Consider the following 20,725-nt stretch of genomic DNA (forward strand, 5'->3'; position numbering starts at 1 on the left):
CATTCCCGCTTTCGCGGGGACGACGTTGCTTAGGGCCGCGTGGTCCTCACGTTCTTGATCACGAACCCGCTCGCCGGCAACGTCGGAATCCTGCGCATGCCGACCGTCAGGTCCTGCGGCGGCACGTCGTAGGCGATCTCGCCGGCGAACAACTGCAGCGCCGACTTCACCAGGTCGCCCGTCACGAATTCGCCCGGGCAGCGGTGGCCCGAGTAATGGTCGCCGCCGCCGTGCGGTACGAAATCGAAACCGCTGCTCTGCCGGCGGTCGAAGCGCTCCGGCCGGAACACCTCGGGGTCGCCCCAGATCGCGGGGTGGTGGTTCGTGCCGTACAGGTCGAACAACACCCACGTCCCCTTTTTCACATGCATCCCGTGCCAGTCGAAGGCGTGCAGGGCGCGGCCGCCCATCGCCGGGATGAACGGGTAGTAGCGCCGCACTTCCTGCATGAACCACGTCGTGTACGCGTCGTCGCCCGCCGCGATGCGCGCGCGTGATTCCGGATGGTCGTGCAGCGCCAGCAGGCCGAACACGATGTAGCGCGCCACGGCCACCGTCGGGCGCAGCAGGTTGATGAGTTCCACGCCCGCGTGCTTGCGGTGCATGGGTTCCCCGTCGGCGTCGCGGTGGCGTGCGATCACGTTCAGCGGACTGTCGAACGCCGGCTGGACCTGGCCGGCGCGCACGGCGTCGACGAGGGCGCGGGCCCATTGCTCGGTGCGGGCACGCGCGAGGTGGCCGCGCCAGTTGCGCGGGCCGGCCGAACCGGCGCCCGCGATCATCCGCGCGAATTCGCGCGTGCGCTCCCGCGCGTCCTCCGCGCTGACCGGAATCCCGGCCCAGTGGCACACGGCGCGGCACAGCACTTCCTGCGCGGCCTCGTGCACGACGACCTGCGAGTTGCCCGTCCACTGCGCGAAGCGCGTGCGCCATTCGGCCGCGGCCAGGCCGACGAGGCGCTGCCGCTCCAGGGGGCTGAACAACGACATCAGCATGGCCTTGCGCTTCTTGTGCGCCTCGCCGTCCAGCGCCATGACGCTGCCGAAGTCCTGCAGCAGGGCCATCGTCGTCGCCGGCAGCGCGTGGCGGCGCGTGAAGCGGCCGGGTTGATAAAACATGCGGCCCGCGTCCTCGCCGCGCACGCACAGCACGCGCCGCAGCATCAGGCGGGTCGCGAACATGTCGCTGTCCAGCGCGGCGTAACGGCGCGGCATGAACTCGTAGCCTTGCGCCAGAAAGGCGATCGAGTTGTCGAAACCCGGGGCGCGCGGTGCGGCGTCGAGGGCGTCGGCGTGGTGGTGGTCGGTATTGCTCAAGACTTCTCCTGCGGTGGTGATACCAGATACTCGGTGCGTCAGTGCGGCACGGGCACGAAGGCGGGATCGGGCGTGTCCTGCAGCGCGCGCGGCAGGTAGATGGTCACGGTCGTGCCTTCTCCCTCCCGGCTCGCCAGCCGGATATGGCCGCCGCTCTGCTTGACGAAGCCGTGCGCCATCGACAGGCCCAGGCCCGTGCCCTTGCCCTCGGGCTTGGTCGTGAAGAACGGTTCGAACGCTCGCTCGATCACGTCGGGCGGCATGCCGCTGCCCGTGTCGCTGACGGCGATCGTGACGAATTCGCCGGGGCGGATGCCGGGGTAGGCCAGCTGGTCGGCCGGATCGACCGTGATGTTGGACAGCGTGATGGTGACGGTGCCGCCGCCCTCCATTGCATCGCGCGCGTTGATCACGAGGTTCAGCAGCACGTTTTCCAGCTGGTTCGGATCGACGAGGACGTTCCACAGGTCGGGTGCGATGGTCAACCGGATCGCGACGCTGTCGCCGACGGCGCGGTGCAGCAGCGCGTCCATGCGCTCGATGAGCTGGGCCAGGTTGACGACGCTCGGGTGCAGCGGCTGGCGCCGCGCGAAGGCGAGCAGCTGGGCGGCCAGCTTCTTGCCCCGTTCGACGGCGTCGAGGATGTTCAGCAGGCGCTTGCGGCCGTTGTCGTCGCTGCGCAGCATCAGCTGGACGTTGGCGCTGATGATGTGCAGGATGTTGTTGAAGTCGTGCGCCACGCCGCCGGTCAGCTTGCCGACGGCTTCCAGCTTCTGTGAGCGCAGCAGCGCGGCGCGCGCTTCCTCCAGGCCTTGCTGGCGCTGGCGCTCGCGTTCCGCCGTTTCCTTGCGCGGGCGGATGTCGCGCACGAACGCCGTGATGCCGTAGCCGTGCTTCGTCGCCAGCGGCGTCATCGCGACCTCCACCGGGATCGCGTGGCCGTCGCGCGTCAGCGCCGTCGTTTCCGTCGGGCCCGTCAGCATCGCGCAGGTGCCGCTCTGGGCGAACTGCACCAGGCAGTCCCGCCACGCCGCGCGCCCGGACGCCGGGACCAGGAGGTCGAGCACGTCGTGCCCCACCGCTTCGTCCTCGCGCCAGCCGAACAGTTTGCAGGCCTGCAGGTTCCAGTCCGTGATGCGGCCGTCGGGTGCGATGGCGATGAAGGCGTCGTACGCCGTCTGCAGGATCAGGCGCACGCGCTCGCGTTCGGCGTCGATGCGGTCGCGCGAGGCGCGCAGTTCCACCGTCATCCCCTGTGCCAGCTGCAGCGCGCGGCGGCGTTCGGAGGCCAGCAGCCAGACGACGAGCGCCAACAGCATGCCCAGGCCGATGCCCGTCAGCGCGATCGCGACGGTCGTGCGGCGCTCCAGCGATGCCTCGAAACGGGGCATCGAGTGGATGGCGACGGTCCATGTGCGGCCGGCGCTGTCGACCGTCGTCTGGTAGCTCAGCAGCGGCTTGCGGCCGGCGGGGCCGGCGCCGGACGACCGGTAGAGCAGGGCGTCCGCGGTGGGCGCCAGGCCATCGTAGATCTCGACGAGCAGATCGTCCGCGTGCTCGCCCCCCAGGCCGCGCATCAGGTCGTTCATCCGGAACGGCGCGTACACCCAGCCGATGATGGCGGCGCGCCGGGCGTCGAGCGAGTCGTGCACGAGGCCGGCCTCGTACACCGGCATGTACATCAGGAAGCCGGGCTGGCCGCCGTTGCCGCCTTCCTGCACCAGCACGACCTTGCCGGTGGCGGCCGCATGGCCGGTATCGCGCGCCTGCACCATCGCCGCGCGCCGCACCGGCTCGCTGAACATGTCGTAGCCGAACGCACGCAGGTTGCGTCCCGAGAACGGTTCGATGCGCGTGATCGACGTGATCACGGGGCGCAGCCCGGGCGGTTTGATCGCATAGTCGCGAAAGCCTTCGGCACGCATCGCGGCGACGTGCGTGTCGAGCCGACCGGGCGGGACGATCGCGGCGATGCCCAGCGCCTCGATGCCGGGGAAGTGTTCGTTCAGGCGCAGCAGGTCGTAGTACTCGGCGAATGCACCGCGGTCGATCTCGACCGAGCCGCGCAGGAAGCCGCTCGTGGCCAGCAGCACTTCCTCGTAGACGTCCATGCGCCGGTCGATGCTCGCCGCCATGTCGCGTGCGCGGAAATTGAAATTGCCGGCCAGTTCCGCCGCCGCGGTCCGCTGCGCATTGCCGGCCACCATATAGGTCACGATCAGCGCGGCGAGAAACGCGAGCGCGGCCAGGAGCAGGGGAAGGTGGACCGGGCTGCGCGGCGACGGGCGGGGGGCTGGAACGGGCGATGGGTCTGGACGCGGCATGAATGCAGTACGCTGTACTCGACAAGGGAAAAGGTGGCAATGGTCCATTGCCGGCAGGGCAAGCGTGCCGTCATGACAGGATACGCGGGTGCCCACGAAATCGGCGCACAACAGGGCGCGTACCGTCCGGCTACAATGAGCGTTTTACGCCATGCCGATGCCTTTCCACTTCTCCACGATGAGCCTGCTGCAGCGCGTGCGCCGGGGGGCCGCGCTGGCCCTCGTCGCCGTCCTCCTGTGGGCCGCGCTCGCGCCCGTGCGCTACCCGACGCGCGAGCGCACGTTCGTGTTCCCGCGCGGCGCGGCCATCCTGCGCGGGGAGGATGCCGGCCTGGTGCCGGCCGAGGTGCAGCTGACGCTGGGCGTGCGCGACGTCCTGCTGCTGCACAACCGCGACATCGCGCCGCACGTGTTCGGGCAGGTGCTCGTGCTGCCGGGCCACGCGTTCCGCCTGCCGTTCGAGCAGGCCGGCGACTACGTGTACGCCTGCGACGCGGCGCCCGGCCATGCCGTCACGGTGCGCGTGGGCAATCATCCCGATCCCGGCTGGGCGCGCCTCGGGTGGCGCCTGCGTGCCCTGGCCGAGGCCGTCCGCACCCTGCCGATCGTCGCGCCGGACGACTGACGGGACGTGCAATCGTGCTCCGTCCCGCGCGGCGAATCTGTCATGATGCGCGCATGGCCACGATCACGTTACCCCTGTTCCCGCTCAGTACGGTCCTGTTTCCGGATGGCGTGCTGCCGCTACAGATCTTTGAGGTACGCTACCTCGACATGATCAGCCATTGCCTGACGGAAGACGAGCCGTTCGGCGTCGTGCTGCTGACGCATGGCCAGGAGGTGCGTACCCCGCAGGGCCCGGAAAAGTTCGCGTCCGCAGGCACGCTGGCCTCCGTGCAGGACACGACGGCCTCCACGCCGGGGCTGCTGCAGGTGGTGTGCCGCGGCGGCGCGCGTTTTAATGTCCTGGAAAGCGAACGCCGCACGAACGGCCTGTGGATGGCCGAGGCGGAATTGCTGGAAGACGATCACATCGTGCGCATCCCGTCCGACCTGAAAGGCGCGGCCGATGCGCTCGACCGCGTGCTGGCGTCACTGCACGACGTGCCGCAGAGCCGCTGGCCCGTGCAGCCGCCGTTCCGCCTGGACGATTGCGGCTGGGTGGCCAACCGCTGGTGCGAGCTGCTGCCGCTGCCCAATCACCAGAAGCAGAGCATGCTCATGCTGGACAATCCGATGATCCGGCTGGAGCTGCTGCATGACGTGCTCGACGAGCACGGCTTGATCACGTCCTGATTGTTCACGCGTTATAAAACGTCGCCATTCCCGGACTGGCCCTCCGCCTTGGCGGGAACCCAATTTTGCGTGCACTGCGACGATGCGTGCGAATTGGATCCCCGCCTGCGCGGGGATGACGTTGGGTAAGGTGCGCAGTGATTCTTAGGCCGCGACGCTGACGGCGCTGCTGGTCGAGGACGTGTCGCCGTCGTCCGAATACGCCTTCAACAACTGCAGCGCATGGGCGAATTCGCGCATCGGGTCGCGCTCGTGGTGCGGTTTGGCCGTCTGGCCGCTGTCCGATTCGCCGGCCCGCTTCGTCTCGTACGCCGCCTGTTCCTGGGCGCTGACGGTACCGTCGCCGTTGGTGTCGGCCGGCTCGGTCGAGTCGCCGGTGCTGCCGGTGCTGCTCGTGCTGCCGCCCGCGCCGCCCGCGCCGCCCGCGCCGCCCGCACCGCCCGGCGGCGGACCGGGCGGGGGACCGTCCGGCCGCATGCCGCCGCCGTTCACGCGCGACGCGTCGAACTGGGCGTTGAGCTGGTCGGACAGCTTCGTCATCGCATCCGTGAGCTCGCTCTTGGTGACCTTGCCGTCGCCATCGCCGTCGAGGGCGCTGAACGCGTCGTCGATGTCGCCCGACTGCATGCCGCCGCCATCGTCCGTCGCCGAGAGCGCGCTCTGCAGGTCGGTCTTCTCGATATAGCCCCGGTTCTTCGTATCGAGTTTGGAAAAGACGGAATCGGCCCACGTCGACAGGCCACCGCTGATGCTCGCTACCATGCTGAATCCTTTATTTAATGAACTATTTATTCAAAGAATTATCGGTCCGGTAAGCGATTTAAAGCTGTAAAGGCGCGTAAAGGTAGGTAAAAACACGGATTTCATATACAGGGGGTAGGATTTGAGGTAACCTTGAGCGCGATTTAGATTCTCTACGTCAGCCTAAGCCGCCGCTCCCGGCCAAGCCCGCGCGAGGCGCGTCCCGTCACCCCGGTTTACCCGCGTTGGCCCAGCCTGGGCTGCAGCCCGGCCGTAGAACGCAACGATTCATTGCCCGAAAGAAAACATGTCTGAAACACCGACCACTATTGAAGCTGGCGGCGCGCCGACCGTGCGCTTCGCCGATTTCGGCCTCGCGCCTGAGATCCAGCGTGCGCTGTCGGACCAGGGCTATGTCCATCCGACCCCGATCCAGGCCCAGGCGATCCCCATCGTCCTGCAGGGCCGCGACGTCATGGGCGCGGCCCAGACCGGCACCGGCAAGACGGCGAGCTTCTCGCTGCCGATCATCCAGTTGCTGCTGCCGCATGCCAACACGAGCATGTCGCCCGCGCGCCATGCCGTGCGCGCCCTCGTGCTGACGCCGACGCGCGAACTGGCGATCCAGGTTGCCGAGAACGTCAAGGCCTATGCCCAGCACACGCCGCTGCGCTCCACCGTCGTCTTCGGCGGCATGGACATGAAGCCGCAGACCGAGATCCTGCGCCGCGGCGTCGAGATCGTCATCGCCACGCCGGGCCGCCTGCTCGACCACGTGGAGCAGAAGAACATCAGCCTGGCCCAGGTCCAGATGCTCGTGATGGACGAAGCCGACCGCATGCTCGACATGGGCTTCCTGCCCGACCTGCAGCGCATCATCAACCTGCTGCCGAAGAAGCGCCAGAACCTGATGTTCTCGGCCACGTTCTCGCCGGAGATCAAGAAGCTGGCGTCCAGCTTCCTGAACGACCCGCTGACGATCGAAGTCGCGCGCAGCAACGCCACCAACACCTCGATCACCCAGGTGCTGTACAAGGTCGACGAGGAGCAGAAGCGCAACGTCGTCGAGCACCTGATCCGCGCGCGCGACCTGAAGCAGGTTCTCGTGTTCTCGAACACCAAGATCGGCGCGTCGCGCCTGGCACGCTACCTCGAGCAGGCCGGCATCAAGGCCTCCGCCATCCACGGCGACAAGACGCAGCAGGAGCGCATCGCCGCGCTGGACGCGTTCAAGAACGGCGACATCGACGTGCTCGTCGCGACCGACGTCGCGGCCCGCGGCCTCGACATCACCGACCTGCCGTGCGTGATCAACTACGACCTGCCGTACAACGCGGAAGATTACGTGCACCGCATCGGCCGCACGGGCCGCGCCGGCGCCACGGGCGATGCGCTGTCCGTGTATTCGGACAAGGACGAGCGCCTGCTGGTTGACATCGAGAAGCTGATCAAGCAGACCATCACGCGCGGCGAACTGACGGGCATCTCCCCGTCGCGCGGCGTCGAGCGCAGCGAGCGCCCGGGCGACCGCCGTGGCGGCCGCCGCGAATCGGACAGCCCGCGCGCCGAGCGCACGGAACGCCCCGACCGCGCCCCGCGCAGCTACGGTGCGCCGCGCCGCGAAAAGATCGATCCGTGGTTCCTCAAGCCGTACGAACCGGCGGCGGCCCCGCGCAAGGAAACGCCCGCGGCACCGGCCGCATCGGGCAAGCCGAAGCCCAAGCTGGCGGCGCTGCTGGGCGGACTTCCGAAGCCGTAGGGTGGACACCCCGTGCCCACGCGTGACGCTAGCACATCGCGAACGTCACGCGTGGGCGGAGGGCCGCCCACCCTACGCCAACGCCGCCTCCACCCGCTCCAGCAGGTCGCCATGCTTGTACGGCTTGGCGAGGATATTCAGCCGCTGGCCTTGCCCATGTCCCGGTAATTCGTCCATGTAGCCCGTCGTGACGAGCACCGGCAGGCGCGGGCGCAGCCGGCGCGCTTCGTCGATCAGCTGCAGGCCGCTCATCCCGCCCGGCATGATCACGTCCGTGAACAGCAGGTCCACCCGCGCACCCTCGCGCAGCAGGTCCAGCGCCTTCTCGCCGCTGGCGGCCGTCAGCACCGAATAACCGGCCATGCCCAGCACGCTCTCGGCCAGTTCGCGCACGTCGTCATTGTCTTCCACCACGAGCACGCTGGGCCGGCTGCCCGCCATGGCGTCCGCTTCCGGCGTCGTGGTCTCCTGGTCCGGGCCCGCGCCGGCACCGTCCTGGCCATTGTCGGCCACGGGGAAGATCATGCGCACCGTCGTGCCTTCGCCCGGCTTGCTGTCGATTTCCAGGCGGCCGTGCGACTGCTGCACGAAGCCGTGCACCATCGCCAGGCCGAGCCCCGTGCCCGGTCCCTTGGTCGTGAAGAAGGGCTCCGTCGCGCGCCGCAGCACCTCGGGCGGCATGCCGATGCCCTTGTCGACCACGCACAGGTCGACATAGGAGATGCGCTCCTCGCCGCGCACGATGGCGGTACCGACCGTCACCTGGCCGCCGTCCGGCATGGCGTCGCGCGCGTTGATCAGCACGTTCAGCAGGGCCATCTCCAGGTGCGTCGGATCGAGGTGGCACAGCGGCAGGCCGGGACGCAGGTCGAGCCGCAGGTCGACCTTGTCGCCCAGGGTGCGCACGAGCATCTCGGAGAATTCCACGACGAGGGTATTGAGGTTGACGGCCTTGGGTTCCAGCCGCTGCTTGCGCGCGAACGTCAGCAGCTGCTGGGTGAGTTTGCCGGCCCGCATGGCCGCGCGCTGCGCCCGTTCCAGCGCGGCGCGCGCCGCGTCGGGTTTCTCGAGGCTGATCAGCGCGACTTCCAGGTTGCCGTTGATGACTTGCAGCAGGTTGTTGAAGTCGTGCGCCATGCCGGCCGTCAGCTGGCCGATCGCTTCCATCTTCTGCGCCTGCAGGTGCGATTCCTGGCTCGTGCGGCGCTCCGTGATGTCCATCTGCGACGCGAAGAAGTACAGCAGCTGGCCGTCCTGGTCGAAGATCGGGCCGATGAACAGGGCGTTCCAGAACGGCGTGCCGTCGGCCTTGTAGTTCAGGATGTCGACGGCGACGGCGCGCTGCTCGGCGACCGCCTTGCGCACCTCGTCCACCGTGTGGCGGTCGGTCTGCGGACCCTGCAGGAGGCGGCAGTTGCGGCCGACGACGTCGTCTTCCTTGTACTGCGTGAGGTCGAGGAAGGCGCCGTTGCAGAACACGATCGGGTTGTCCGGCTGGCGCGGATCCGTGATAACCATCGGCATGCGCGTCATCTCGACGGCGGCGAAGAAGATGTTGCCGCGGTCGTCCAGGCCGTCGCGCTTGATGTAGGTGGCCTGCCAGTGGTTGACGCCGGGGGTGCCCATGGGCTCGTAGGCGTTGCCTTCGACCTCACCCGCGGCGGGTACGCCGTAGCTCTGGCCGCCGCCCTGCACGTCGACGTTCTTGTTGCGCGTATCTTCTTTTTTGGGACCGAGGACCATACGATTTCGCCACATGAAGGCTTGGGATGCCGTTCATTTTGGCGGGGCGACGGTCGGCGCTCTGTACGGATGCGCACAGAGCGCCGCGGCCTCAGGCGGACGGCGCGGACAGCAGCGCCAGCACGGCTTGCGCCTGTTCGCGCCAGGTCATCCACGTCATGCCTTGCGACGCCGGATGGCGCCCCTCGGCATGCAGCGCGAGCCAGGCGCGCACAGCGTCGGCCAGCGCCGCGCCGTCCAGGCCCGAGAAGTAATACGCATGCTCGCCCGCCACTTCGCGGAACACGGGCAGGTCGCGCGCCAGCAGCGGCAGGCCGTGATGCGCCGCCTCGATCAGCGGCAGGCCGAAGCCTTCGCCCTCGCTGGGGAACAGCAGGCAGGTGCTGGCCAGGTAGACTTGCTGCAGCGTGTCGTCGTCGATGCCGTCCAGCCACAGCAGGCGGCGGCCCAGTTCCGGGCTGCCGCGCAGGCGTTCCATGATGCGGGGCAGTGTGCGGCGGTCGGCGTCGGCCAGCGGCTTCCAGCCTTCGCGCCCCACGATCACGAGGTTCACGTCCGCCCCCGCGGCCCACAGCTGCTCGAAGGCCTCGATGGCCTGCAGGTGGCCCTTGCGCGGCTCGATCGTGCCCACCATCAGGAAGCTCGGACGCGATGCCACCTGCGCTGCGACCTGTTCCGCGACCGGCGACCGCGGCGCCCCGTGCGGCTTTTCCAGTTCCAGGTCGGCGCCCAGGTGCAGCGCCGTCAGCAGCTGGCCCGGCCGGCGCGCCGTGTCGCGCGTCGCCAGCCATTGGGCGAGGTCGTCGCACACCGCGTGCGAGATGCAGATCAGGCGGTCCGCCTCGCCCGCCACGCAGTCGAGGAACGCCGCGTGCGTGACGTCGGCATGGGGCGGGAAGAATTCCGGCCGCAGCACGGGCAGCAGGTCGTACACCGTGAAGTTGATGGAGACGCCGCGCGCGCGCCAGGCGGCATACAAACCGCTGCGCGCGGCCGTCATCGCGGCATGCGGCGAATGGTCGGCGCAGTAATAAATGTCGCCGGCCAGCACGTCCACGACGGGGTCCGGGCCCTGCAGCACCAGGTCGATGCCGAGCAGGCGCGCCGCGTAGTTGCGCGCGTAGCGGTATTGCGGGTGGCTGCCGCTCTCGTCAAGGTACACCGGTTCGACGCGCCAGCCGATCGCGCGCATCCTGAGCAGTTCCTGCAACTGGTTGCGCACGACGCGCTCGATGCCCGTCTTGAGATCGTGGCGCGCGATCGTCGTCACGTCCAGCAGCAGCTGGCGCGGCTGCAGCGGGTCGGGCGCGCGCGCGATGCAGCGCGCGAGACGCTGCAGCAGGGCGTCGTCGTCGTCGAGGCCGGGCGTCGCCAGCAGCGCGCGCAGCAGCGCGGGACGGCCGTGGCGCTGTTTCTGCGCATCGCGCGCGAGGGCCGCCTTGTACATCAGGCCCACACGTTCCGGGCTGTTGCGTGTGCCCATCAGCGCGAAGCCGGCGGCGCCCAGCGCAAGGCGGCGCGCGTCGTCGGCGCGTAGCGTTTCCAGCGCGGCGACGAGTTCATTTTGTTCAAACACGTCCGGCAGCATCCACACGGCGTCGTGCGGGAATTCCGCCATCGCGCCGTTGGCGTTGATGATCACGGGCAGGCCGTAGATCATGCAGTCGAGGACCGTGCCCGACGTCTCGCCGCGCGAGCTGGTGCGCAGCTGCACGCCGAGGTCGGCGGCCTGCAGCCAGCGGAAATAATCGTCGTCCGACGTCCAGCCGGAGATGCGCACGCGTTCGCCGGCATGGGCGGCGGCGATGGTGTCCGTCATCTGGCGGCCGTAGTCGCCGCCGTGGTTGGCGCCGACGAACACGAGGTGGCAGCTGGTGTCGCCGTGCAGGCTGGACGCGAGCCAGGCCTGCAGCAGTTCCAGGCAGTGCTTGGTGGGCGCGACGAAGCCGAAGTTACAGACGACGAAGGCGTCGTCCGCGATGCCGAGCGCGCGCCGCGCCTGCATGCGGTCGTTCTCGGCCGGCACCGCGCGGGGCAGCTGCGCCGGGCTCCAGTCGGCGCCGGCCTCCGGGCCGTACCACTCGCGCGCGAGCTGGCGCGCGTAGTCGGAGTGGACGATCACGTGCGACGCGTCCTGCAGGATCTCCAGGTTGCACGGGTAGTCCTGCTTGGCGCGTTCGAGGCCGTCCGGCGCCATGCTGGCCTGCACGGCCGCGTAGCCGTGCGAGTGGAGCAGGCTGCGCGTCCACACGTCCGGCATCGCGCCCGTGACCTGCTCGTACGAGAGCATGCCGCTCAGGAAGAAGTCGTGCAGCACGACGACACCAGGATGGCGCTGCAGCAGCGGCATCATGTGGCTGTGGAACGGGCTGTTGCCGAACTGGTAGACGATGTGCCGGTAGCGGTCCGGATGCGCGTCGAGCCATGCGGGCGGATGCCGCGGCAGGTGCGCGAGTTCCGGCGGCAGCGCCACCTCCGCCTGGTGGACGATCAGTTCCACGTCGAAGTGGGGCAGCAGCGTGGGCAGCACGCGCACGGCGTAGTCGGCGACGCCCGTGCGTTCCGGCGGCAGCGGCGACAGGAAGGCGATGCGCGGCTTGTCGGGCGCGTCTTGCGCCGGCGCCGGCGCGGCCGCATGCGCTTCCAGCGCGGCGATCGCGCGGCGGGCGCTGTTGTCCCAGCTGAACTTGCGGGTCTGGACGGCGCCGTGCTCGCGCAGGCGCGCCTGCAGCGCCGGATCGTCGAGCACCTGGCGGATGCGCGCCGCGATGGCGGCCGGGTCGCGCGGGTCGAACAGCGCTTCCGGGTTGCCGATCACTTCCGGGACGCTGGTGCTGTCGGCGCCGATCACGAGTGCGCCGCACGCCATCGCTTCCAGCGCGGGCAGGCCGAAGCCTTCATGCAGCGACGGGAACACGAACAGGGCGGCGCCGCGGTACAGGTCGATCAGGTCGGCGTCGCTCACGTAACCCGTCAGGACCATCTCGTCCGGCGCGAGGCCGTGGCGGCGCGCGAGGTCGCGCAGGCGCTGGCGCTCGCCGTCGTTGATCTTGCCGGCGATGAGCAGCTGGTGCGCGGCGCGCTGCACGGGCGGCAGCATGCCGTAGGCGGCGACGAGGCCGTCGATGTTCTTGCGCGCGTCGAAGCCGCCCGGCGCGCACATCAGGTAGGCGCGGCGGATGCCGAAGCGCGTGCGCAGCGCGGCCGCGTGCGCCGCATCGAGCGCGGCGGGGCAAAAGGTCTCGTCCACGGCCGTCGAGATCGAGACGACGCGCGCCGGATCGAGGCCCAGCGCGTCGATGGCTTCCTGGCGCGAGTAGTCGGAAATCGCCAGCAGCAGGCCGGCCTGGCGCAGCGAGGCGATCTTGCGCTCGTAGTAGTGGCGCTGTTCCGGCTGGGCCAGGTATTTGTCCGGGTTGAGGAACGGGATCAGGTCGTACAGGACGGCCGCGGTGGACGCGCCGTCCGCCAGGCGGCCGATCGAGACGACGGCGTCGTCCACATAGCCTTCGAACAGGCTGGTGACGAGCACGGCGTCCGGGCGCAGCTGGGCGATCGCGTGTTCGCGCAGCAGCTCGGACGCGCGCGCGCGGGGGCCGTTGTGCGGATGCGATTCGGCCGTCGGGCCGACGATGTCGAACACGCAGATGCGCTGCGGCGGCACGAGGCCGGCAAATGCCTGGCGGATGTCGTCGATGGCGTTGCCCAGGGCGGCGTTCAGCACGAGCCAGACCTCGTGGCTGCCGGCATTGCGCGCCACGCCCAGCGCCAGCGCGAGCGAATAGCGGCCGATGCCGCGGTAGCGGCTTTCGGACTGGGCGCCCTGGAGATCAATGACGATCCGCATCGTTCATCCTTGCTTGTTCCTGTTTCAGTTGGCGCAGCTGGCGGTACGCGCGCGCGGCGCGCGGCGACAGCTCGCCCGGTTCGTCGTCCAGCCGCACGCGCGCGGCGCCGCTGTTGTCCAGCATGAGCGTGTACAGGCGGGCTTCCAGCGCCGGCACCTTGCGCAGCACGGCGCGCGCGGCGCGCTTCATGCCCGGACGGCGCAGCACGGCGCCGCCGGCGCTGCGCACCAGGCCCTTTACGCGCGTCTTGATGCCGCTGCCGATGCGGCCTTCGCGCTGCGCGCTGCGCAGGCGGAGGGCGAGCGTCATCGCGCGCCGCAGCGGTTCGGTGATGCGCCACGAGGTGCTCGACAACAGGTCGACGACGCGCTGCGACATCTCGGCCGCATGCGCCTCGGCCCGGCCGATGCGCTCGTCCAGCCGCGCCAGCGCGTGGTGCAGTTCCTGCGCCTGTGCCTGGGCGCTCGCCAGCTGCTGCGCGAGGTCGGTGCCGTGCCGTTCGACGCGGGCGAGGATGTGGTGGATCTCGGCGTCGCGGCCGGCCAGCTGGTCTTCGTAGCGCAGCGCGAGCTGGCCCAGCGTGATGCCCCAGCGGGCGGAGAAGGCGTCGTCGAAGCGGGCCAGCGCGTCCGGGTCGGCGGCCTTCTGTGCGACCACGGCGTAGTCGGGGCTGACGCCTTCGAGCACGTTGATCAGGCCCACCGGCGCGCCCGTGCGCAGTTGCGGATCTTCCTGCAGGCGCACGATGCGCTGGCGCGCGAAGCCCGCGTGTTCGGCCGCGAAGCCAAGCAGGCCAGGGGGCAGCGGGTGCAGGTGCGAAGGATCGAGATAGAAGCTGGTGGCGCCGACCGTCAGGTTTTCCGGGTTCGGCGTCTCCATGACGAGCAGGCCGCCCGGACGCAGCGCGCGCAGCGCTTCGGCGATCAGTTCGCGCACGAGGTCGAACGGCAGGTGCTCGACGAGGTGGAAGGCCGAGACGAGCGCCAGGCTGGCGTCCGGCTGGGCGCGCAGCGCGGCCAGCGCGTCGCCGTGCTGCGCGGCGAGGCCGCGTTCGCGGCACGCGGCCAGCATGCCCTCGTCGAGGTCCACGCCGCGCGCATCGAAGCCGCTTTCGCCCAGCAGCTCCAGCCATTCGCCGCGGCCGCAGCCCAGGTCGAGCGCGACGGCCGGCGCATCCGCCTGCAGCAGCGGATCGGTGAAGGGAGCGTAGGCGCGCAGCCGCTCCTTGATGGTGTCGCGCGAACCGCGGTAGCGGTCTTCGAAGGCGCGGTAGAACGATGTCTGGCTCATCGCCGGATCTCCACTTGCGGCTCCAGCCAACTGCTGCCCACGAACTCGCGCCGGTTCATGTTCATGACCATGAAGATGGCCGCCAGGTCGCGCCATTCGTAGTTGTCGGCCAGATGGGTTTCGTTGCTCGTCAGGGCGGTGGTGATCGAATAGCTGCCCGGTCCCAGGTTGAGCGGGAAGCGGAAGCGGTAGTCGATGGTTTCGCCGGCCGCGAGGTCCGTCAGCGGGTGGTCGAGGAAGTGCGTGTTGGTGCCGAAGATCTGCTGGCCCAGGCGGTCCTTGATCATGTAGCCCAGCACGAGGCGCGGCAGCGGCTTGTTCACGCGCACGCGGATGCGCAGGGTGGCCGGCACGCCCACGTTCAGCACTTCCAGCACCCGGCCTTCCTCGTTTTCCAGCGCGACGTCGACGACGTTCGCGTGGCCGTTGCCGGACGTGGTCTGGACGCGGCCTTCCGGCGTGCGCACCTGTTCCACCGTCGTGCCTTCGCGCTCGGCGATCAGCGCGTTGTAGTAGTCCATCACTTCCTCGGGCGTGCCCTGCTTGGCCAGGCGCCCGCCGTCGAGCAGGATCGCGCGGTCGCAGATCGACTGCATCGCGGCGCGGTCGTGGCTGACGATCAGCAGGGTCGTGCCCTGCTTGCGGAATTCGCGGATGCGGTCGAAGCTCTTGTGCTGGAAGTAGGCGTCGCCGACGGACAGCGCCTCGTCGACGATCAGCACGTCCGGCCGGCGCACGGTGGCCACGCTGAACGCGAGGCGCATCTGCATGCCGGACGAGTACACGCGCACGGGCTGGTCGATGTAGTCGCCGATCTCGGCGAACGCCTCGATCTGCGGCATCAGTTCCTCGAGCTCGTGCACGCCGAGGCCCAGCAGCTGGCCCGCCATGAAGACGTTCTGGCGGCCCGTGAAATCGGGGTGGAAGCCCATCCCCAGTTCGAGCAGCGCGGCCACGCGGCCGCTGATCGCCACGCCGCCCGTGGTCGGCTGCGTCGTGCCGGTGATCAGCTTGAGCAGCGTGCTCTTGCCGGCGCCGTTGATGCCGATGATGCCCACGGCGTCGCCCGGCGCCAGTTCGAAGTTGATGTCCTGCAGGACCCACTTCAGCTTGTGGCGCGGCTGGTTGCCGGGCAGGATCCATTCGGCCAGCCGGCTCCAGCGGTTGCCGTACTGTTTATAGGCCTTGCCCAGGTTTTCGACTCGGATCGCGCCCATCACAGTTCATCCACCATTTCGCCCGCGCGCTTGCGGAACAGGTGCATCCCCAGCGCGCAGAACAGCAGCGCGAGCACCGTGACCGGCAGCAGGCCTTTCCAATGCGGCAGCCGGCCGTCCAGCAGGATGCCCTGGCAGGCCTGCACGACGGCCGCCATCGGGTTCCAGGCCAGCAGCGGACGGATGTCCTGGGGCAGGGCCGTGGCAGGATAGACGACCGGCGTGAACCAGAACCAGAACTGGAGCACGATCGCGAAGAACTGGCCGACGTCGCGGAAGAACACGTTCAGCACGCCCAGGATCATGGCCAGGCCGATCGCGAACAGCACCAGCACGCCGAGCACGGGCACCAGCGCCAGGTACTGCCAGCCGGGGAACGAGCCGCTGACGGCGAGGAAGACGGTGAACAGGCCGAAGATGATCGCGAAATTGACCAGCGCGTTGAGCACGACGACGATCGGCAGGCAGATGCGGGGAAACTGCAGCTTCTTGATCAGGTTGGCGTTTTCGAGGAAGACGTTCTGGCCGCGCGACGTGATCTCGGCGAACAGGCCCCACGTGAGCACGCCCGCGCACAGGTAGATGCTGTACGCGAAGTGGCCGGTGCTGCCCTGCAGGCGCGTGCCCATCACCTGCGAAAAGATGACGGTGTACACGACGATCATCGCGAGGGGATTCAGGATGGTCCACGCGGCGCCCAGCAGGGAATTGCGGTACTTGGCCTGGAATTCGCGGCGCACGCTACCCGCGATGAAGCCGCGATAGCGCCAGACGCCACCCAGCATGGAACGGGAAATCATAGGGAGACGAAAGGAGGAAAACCGGATGGTAAGTTGTTGATTATAACATGTTGCAGGTCGCTAATTTACGTCTTACCAATTGTTACGAATGCCGGCGAACGTCAGCCGTCGATGAGCTTTTGCAGCGCGTCCGGCTTGACGATGATGATGCGGTGCGTGCCTTTTTCGATGATGCCCTGCTGGGCCAGCGTGAGCAGGGCGCGGGTCACCGTTTCGCGGCTCGTGTTGATCATGTTGGCGATGTCCTGGTGCGTCGGCAGGTTTTCCACGACCTGCACGTTGCCGTCCTTTTGCTCCTTCAGCAGGTTGAGGAACGTGTAGATGCGGCGCGACGTGTTGTGGATGCTGAGCAGGGCGCGGAATTCCGAGTCGCGCTGCACTTTCTCGGCCAAAAAGCGCAGCATCTGGTTCGCAACCGGCGGCGAGTGGGAAAACAGGTACAGCGCCGTCGCGCGCGGCAGCAATGCCACCAGCACGGACGACAGCGCCACGACGGACGCCGAGCGCATCGAGCCGTTGATGACGGCGATTTCGCCGAAGAAGTCGCCCGGTTGCAGCAGGCGCAGGCCGATCGCCCGGCCGTCTTCCGTGACGTCGACGACTTGCAGCGAGCCCGTCAGCAGGAACAACAGGCTGTCGCCGGCCGCGCCTTTTTGCAGCACGATCTCGCGCTTGGCGTACTGGCGGATGCGCAGGTCGGACTTCACCCGCTGCATGTGCTCCTCGCTGAGGTTGGCCAGCAGCGGGATCTTGCGCAGGTGGATGTGCACGTTGACTTCCTGCGGCGCCGGTTCGTTGGCGGCCGCGGCCGGATCCGGCACCAGCTCCTTCGGGACGATGTCGTTGTCCGTCTCGTTCTTACGTTTGCTCGACGATGTCATTCGCGTCTCAGATCACTTGTAACAGTCCGAAAACCAGGGCGGCGGCCAGGATGCCTGCCGTGTTGGCGCCCATGTCGCGCCAGCAGAAACTGCGTCCGGGCACCATTTTTTGCAGCAATTCGATCGCCAGTCCCGCCACCAGCAACCCCAGCAGCCAGACCGCGCGCCGGGGCCATGCGGGTTCGATATGCAGCGCGAGCGCGCTCAGTCCGGCAAACGCGATGAAGTGCAGTAGTTTGTCGTGTGGCAATAACGGCAGCCAGCGCGCCGGCAGCAGGCAGCCAAGGACAACCGCGGCTGCGGCAGCCAGGAAGACGATCAGTTCCCAGGACATATCGGTCGATTGCTTGTACACCGAATCCCGGCGTCAGAAATTATCCCATCGCAGACTTAGCTGCAGAGCCCGACTATTATATTGGAACAGCGAGATGTTCTCGCGATTGAACGTGCCGCGCCATTCCAGCACCAGGCTGGTGTGCGGCCGCAGCAGCCACTGGCCGGCGGCACGTACCGTCGTCGTGTCCTGCCGCCGGCGCTTGTCGATCAGGTTGGGGGAATAGATCTCGCTGCTTTGCCACATCTGGTGGCTCAGTCCTGCTTCCAGGCCCAGGCGGCTGGTCACCTCGCCGGACCATTGCAGGTTGCCGAACCAGCCCTTGCGGTCGCCGCCGGGACGGTCCGCCGCGCTGGCGTCGTGCAGCCGGGTCAGCGTGGCCTGGGTCAGGCCGAATTCGCTGCGATAGCCGAAGATGCCGCCGATTTCCACCGTGTTGCCGTCGTAGGCCGGGCGTGTCGGATACGCGACATGGCTGTAGTTCGCCATGGCCGCGAACTCGACCCCGGGTGCCAGCCGCGCCGGCGGCGGCGCCAGGCGCGCCTGGATCTGCTGCTGGCGCTGGTACAGGGTGCCGTCGAGCGTCACGTAGCCGGTCGCCGCGGTGCCGCGCAGCCGCCAGGCGAACGGTTTCCACGTGTGTTCGACGGCGGCCAGCACGGAGGCGGTGTCTTGCGCGCGGACGCTGTCGTGCCGGCGCGTGTAAGCCTGGACGATGACGTCGCCGTCCGCCTCGCCGAGCGGTCGCAGCCAGGACGCGGCCAGCTGGCTGAAATCGTCGGCCCGGGGCAGGGAGGACGGGTCGAGCTGGTATTCCGTCCGGGTGCTGCCCGTCCCGATCGTGAAACGCGGATCGCTCGCGCCCTGGTTGACGTTGTCGTCGTGCCCGCGCGTGGCGGCCAGCAGCCAGACGCCGCCCCTGCGCACCGGCGCCTTGCCGCAGCCGGTGGCGCGGTAGCGCGCGATCACGTCCTCGATGCCCGCCGGCACGGCCATGCGCTGTTCGAGGCTGGAAAACAGGCGTTCCGCCTCCGCCGCGTTGCCCAGTTCGCACTGGCTGATGGCGAGGTCGAGCCACGCGCCGGCATGGCGCGGTTCGCGCTCGAGGACGCGCTGCAGCAGGGCGGCGGCTTCCTCGAGGCGGCCTTCGCCCAGGGCCAGCAGCGCCGCGGCGTACAGGTCGCCCGGCCGGGCCGGCTCGGCGGCGATGGCGAGCGGCGCTTGCTGGGCGCGAACCGTGCCGGCGGCAAGACACGACGACAGCGCCGCGGCCAGCGCGGCGCACATGGACAGGCGCCTCATGCGTTGCGCTCCAGCGTATAGATGCGGAGCGACCGCTCCTTGCCGCGCAGCTGGCGCTCGCCCAGCGGCAGCAGGCGGTGGCGGCGCGCCCGCGACGCCGTGCCTTCGCCGATGATCACGTCGTGCGGGTAGTCGCGTGCGGCCTGTTCCAGGCGCGCGGCCGTGTTCACGCTGTCGCCCACCGCCGTATAGATGCTGCGCGCGGCCGTGCCATAGTCGCCGGCCATCGCGGTGCCGCTTTCGATGCCGATGCGCACGCGCAGCGCCGGCTTGCCGTTGGCGACGCGTAGCGCGGAGAAGCGCGCCACTTCGCGCAGGATGCTGGCGGCGGCGTCCAGGGCGAGATCGGCGTGGTCGTCGTCCGGCAGGGGTGCGCCCCAGAACGCGACGAGGCCGTCGCCCGTGTATTTGTCGAGCGTGCCGCGGTGTTCCAGCACGGGGCGCGTCAGGCAGTCGAGGAATTCGGTTGTCAGGCGCGACGCGTCTTCCAGCGACAGCGACTCGACCTGGCCCGTATAGCCTTCCATGTCCGCCACGAGGGTCGTCACCTCGAGCCGGCGCGGCGCGAGCGGGTCCTGCAGGTCGCTGCGCAGCAGTTCGTCGACGACGGCGCCGGCCACGTATTGGCGCAGCGTCCCCAGCAGCTGGCGCGAACGGCGCTGCGCCAGTTCCCATTGAAACGGCACCGCGACGGCGAGCAGGTACAGGCAGCAGAACAGCGGCGCCGCCGGCGCGAAGACGGGATCGCGCGGCGCCAGCAGCCAAACGACGCCGAGCCACACGAACGCGCTCGCGCCCAGCAGCAACGCATTGGCGGCCGCGGCCATGCGGGGCAGCGTATAGCCCGTCAGCAAGACGACCGCCAGCGTGAAGGCGAACGCGATGGCGCGGCCGGGCAGCGGCGCGGGGGCGCGACCCTGCTGGCGGTCCAGCAGCGACGTCAGCATCGACGCGTGGACCAGCAGGCCGGCGCTGGAGGCGCCCAGCGGCGTGGAAATGCGGTCGCCCAGGCTCAGCGAGGACGAGCCGATCAGCACCAGCCGGTCGCGCGCCATGTCGGGCGGCATCCGGCCCGCGAGCACGTCGCGCGCCTTGACGACGTCGTACGCCGACCAGGCGCGGGAATAGGGGATGCGCTCCACTGGGCGCACCGGCGGCACGGCGGCTGTCGCGGCGCCGCAACATTCGAGTAAGGCGAGCGAGAGCGTAGGATAGACTTGGCCCTGGTACATGGTCCGCATCGGCAGGCGGCGCAAGGTGCCGTCCGCGTCGGGCAGCACGCCGATGTTGCCGGCGTGACGCGCCAGTGCGAATGTCGCGTGGTTGGCCAGGTAGCCGTGCGCGCTCGGGGTGCCGTCCGCCGCCCGGGCGGGCAGGCCGCCGATCAGCCGGCCGCTCGCGAGGGGCGCGGCGTCGTGCAGGTAGTCGAACATCTGGGCCAGCACGACGGGGCCGTGGCTCGCCAGCATGGCAAGGCGCATGTCGCCGGACGTATCGGCCGGTTTCTCGAGCAGGATGTCCAGTGCGACGCCGCGGGCGCCGTCCGCCAGCACCAGTTCGACCAGGTCGGCGATGCGCGCGCGGGGCCACGGCCACGGCAGCTGCGCGACGCTGCTTTCGTCGATGTCGATCACGAGCACGCGCCGTTCCGGTGCCGTTTTCGCCTGCAACTGGATGGTTTTGTCGCGCAACCATTCGTTGGCCGCGGCCGTGAAAGCGGGGCCGTCATGCCACTGCAGCCAGCCCCCGATGGCCAGGGCCACGAGCGCGATCAGGCCGCGCAGGACGCCTGTATCGCGCAAGGTGGTACGCAGGAAACCGGGGAATCTCATCAATAAAGAAGACGAAGGGCGCAGGACGCTGGCGAATGTCGA

15 protein-coding genes are annotated in these 20,725 nt (G+C 69.0%); 3 read left to right on the forward strand and 12 right to left on the reverse strand.

Annotated elements, in window-relative coordinates; all coding sequences use genetic code 11:
• Positions 1–29: 29 nt before the first annotated feature.
• Together ACEN98_RS06155 and ACEN98_RS06160 are read right to left on the reverse strand one after the other, a co-directional pair.
• Positions 30–1,316, reverse strand: a complete 1,287-nt coding sequence (locus tag ACEN98_RS06155) for a cytochrome P450 (protein ID WP_413382591.1) — start codon at positions 1,314–1,316, stop codon at positions 30–32.
• A gap of 38 nt (positions 1,317–1,354) precedes the next feature.
• Positions 1,355–3,640 carry a CHASE domain-containing protein gene (locus tag ACEN98_RS06160; protein WP_413382594.1) on the reverse strand — a complete coding sequence of 762 codons (2,286 nt, stop codon included), beginning with the start codon at positions 3,638–3,640 and terminating at the stop codon, positions 1,355–1,357.
• Between the two features lie 151 nt (positions 3,641–3,791).
• On the opposite strand from ACEN98_RS06160, the gene ACEN98_RS06165 reads away from it, so the two are divergent.
• Positions 3,792–4,265, forward strand: coding sequence for a hypothetical protein (locus ACEN98_RS06165; protein WP_413382597.1), 474 nt, complete (start codon positions 3,792–3,794; stop codon positions 4,263–4,265).
• Between the two features lie 53 nt (positions 4,266–4,318).
• A complete protein-coding gene (locus tag ACEN98_RS06170; protein ID WP_413382600.1) occupies positions 4,319–4,936 on the forward strand; it encodes an LON peptidase substrate-binding domain-containing protein in 618 nt (205 codons plus the stop codon).
• 144 nt (positions 4,937–5,080) lie between these two features.
• Here ACEN98_RS06170 and ACEN98_RS06175 read toward each other — a convergent pair whose 3' ends face one another.
• Positions 5,081–5,698 (reverse strand): EF-hand domain-containing protein, encoded by a 618-nt coding sequence (locus ACEN98_RS06175; RefSeq protein WP_413382603.1) that lies wholly within the window; start codon positions 5,696–5,698, stop codon positions 5,081–5,083.
• 286 nt (positions 5,699–5,984) lie between these two features.
• Between ACEN98_RS06175 and ACEN98_RS06180 the strand changes: the two genes are divergently transcribed.
• Complete coding sequence (locus tag ACEN98_RS06180; RefSeq protein WP_413382606.1) at positions 5,985–7,436, forward strand: DEAD/DEAH box helicase; 1,452 nt, start codon at positions 5,985–5,987, stop codon at positions 7,434–7,436.
• 72 nt (positions 7,437–7,508) lie between these two features.
• Here the strand turns inward: ACEN98_RS06180 and ACEN98_RS06185 are convergent, their stop codons facing one another.
• The 9 genes from ACEN98_RS06185 to ACEN98_RS06225 form a co-directional block, all read right to left on the reverse strand.
• Positions 7,509–9,179 (reverse strand): histidine kinase famiy protein, encoded by a 1,671-nt coding sequence (locus ACEN98_RS06185; protein WP_413382609.1) that lies wholly within the window; start codon positions 9,177–9,179, stop codon positions 7,509–7,511.
• A gap of 91 nt (positions 9,180–9,270) precedes the next feature.
• Complete coding sequence (locus tag ACEN98_RS06190) at positions 9,271–13,026, reverse strand: glycosyltransferase (protein ID WP_413382612.1); 3,756 nt, start codon at positions 13,024–13,026, stop codon at positions 9,271–9,273.
• A complete protein-coding gene (locus tag ACEN98_RS06195) occupies positions 13,010–14,317 on the reverse strand; it encodes a class I SAM-dependent methyltransferase (RefSeq protein WP_413382614.1) in 1,308 nt (435 codons plus the stop codon). Before ACEN98_RS06195 ends, ACEN98_RS06190 begins: the two co-directional genes overlap by 17 nt.
• A complete protein-coding gene (locus ACEN98_RS06200; RefSeq protein WP_413382617.1) occupies positions 14,314–15,534 on the reverse strand; it encodes an ABC transporter ATP-binding protein in 1,221 nt (406 codons plus the stop codon). The genes ACEN98_RS06195 and ACEN98_RS06200 overlap by 4 nt, the downstream gene beginning before the upstream one ends.
• Complete coding sequence (locus ACEN98_RS06205) at positions 15,534–16,334, reverse strand: ABC transporter permease (RefSeq protein WP_413343391.1); 801 nt, start codon at positions 16,332–16,334, stop codon at positions 15,534–15,536. The genes ACEN98_RS06200 and ACEN98_RS06205 overlap by 1 nt, the downstream gene beginning before the upstream one ends.
• A 101-nt stretch (positions 16,335–16,435) precedes the next feature.
• A complete protein-coding gene (locus tag ACEN98_RS06210) occupies positions 16,436–17,215 on the reverse strand; it encodes a Crp/Fnr family transcriptional regulator (RefSeq protein ID WP_413343389.1) in 780 nt (259 codons plus the stop codon).
• A 7-nt stretch (positions 17,216–17,222) separates the two neighbouring features.
• Positions 17,223–17,549, reverse strand: a complete 327-nt coding sequence (locus tag ACEN98_RS06215; RefSeq protein WP_413343387.1) for a VanZ family protein — start codon at positions 17,547–17,549, stop codon at positions 17,223–17,225.
• 33 nt (positions 17,550–17,582) lie between these two features.
• A complete protein-coding gene (locus ACEN98_RS06220; RefSeq protein WP_413382621.1) occupies positions 17,583–18,851 on the reverse strand; it encodes a tetratricopeptide repeat protein in 1,269 nt (422 codons plus the stop codon).
• The gene (locus ACEN98_RS06225) at positions 18,848–20,683 is read right to left on the reverse strand and encodes a CHASE2 domain-containing protein (protein ID WP_413382624.1); all 1,836 of its coding nucleotides are present in this window, start codon (positions 20,681–20,683) and stop codon (positions 18,848–18,850) included. Before ACEN98_RS06225 ends, ACEN98_RS06220 begins: the two co-directional genes overlap by 4 nt.
• Positions 20,684–20,725 lie beyond the last annotated feature (42 nt).

The organism is Massilia sp. CT11-137 (assembly GCF_047302885.1).
Lineage (GTDB): Bacteria > Pseudomonadota > Gammaproteobacteria > Burkholderiales > Burkholderiaceae_D > Telluria > Telluria orientalis.

What these genes read in the sequence shown, in the direction of transcription:
- ACEN98_RS06160 (WP_413382594.1), bottom strand. Translation starts at nt 3,640, where the DNA reads ATGCCGCGTCCAGACCCATCGCCCGTTCCAGCCCCCCGCCCGTCGCCG.
- ACEN98_RS06165 (WP_413382597.1), top strand. Translation starts at nt 3,792, where the DNA reads ATGCCGATGCCTTTCCACTTCTCCACGATGAGCCTGCTGCAGCGCGTG.
- ACEN98_RS06170 (WP_413382600.1), top strand. Translation starts at nt 4,319, where the DNA reads ATGGCCACGATCACGTTACCCCTGTTCCCGCTCAGTACGGTCCTGTTT.
- ACEN98_RS06175 (WP_413382603.1), bottom strand. Translation starts at nt 5,698, where the DNA reads ATGGTAGCGAGCATCAGCGGTGGCCTGTCGACGTGGGCCGATTCCGTC.
- ACEN98_RS06180 (WP_413382606.1), top strand. Translation starts at nt 5,985, where the DNA reads ATGTCTGAAACACCGACCACTATTGAAGCTGGCGGCGCGCCGACCGTG.
- ACEN98_RS06185 (WP_413382609.1), bottom strand. Translation starts at nt 9,179, where the DNA reads ATGGTCCTCGGTCCCAAAAAAGAAGATACGCGCAACAAGAACGTCGAC.
- ACEN98_RS06190 (WP_413382612.1), bottom strand. Translation starts at nt 13,026, where the DNA reads ATGCGGATCGTCATTGATCTCCAGGGCGCCCAGTCCGAAAGCCGCTAC.
- ACEN98_RS06195 (WP_413382614.1), bottom strand. Translation starts at nt 14,317, where the DNA reads ATGAGCCAGACATCGTTCTACCGCGCCTTCGAAGACCGCTACCGCGGT.
- ACEN98_RS06200 (WP_413382617.1), bottom strand. Translation starts at nt 15,534, where the DNA reads ATGGGCGCGATCCGAGTCGAAAACCTGGGCAAGGCCTATAAACAGTAC.
- ACEN98_RS06205 (WP_413343391.1), bottom strand. Translation starts at nt 16,334, where the DNA reads ATGATTTCCCGTTCCATGCTGGGTGGCGTCTGGCGCTATCGCGGCTTC.
- ACEN98_RS06210 (WP_413343389.1), bottom strand. Translation starts at nt 17,215, where the DNA reads ATGACATCGTCGAGCAAACGTAAGAACGAGACGGACAACGACATCGTC.
- ACEN98_RS06215 (WP_413343387.1), bottom strand. Translation starts at nt 17,549, where the DNA reads ATGTCCTGGGAACTGATCGTCTTCCTGGCTGCCGCAGCCGCGGTTGTC.
- ACEN98_RS06220 (WP_413382621.1), bottom strand. Translation starts at nt 18,851, where the DNA reads ATGAGGCGCCTGTCCATGTGCGCCGCGCTGGCCGCGGCGCTGTCGTCG.
- ACEN98_RS06225 (WP_413382624.1), bottom strand. Translation starts at nt 20,683, where the DNA reads ATGAGATTCCCCGGTTTCCTGCGTACCACCTTGCGCGATACAGGCGTC.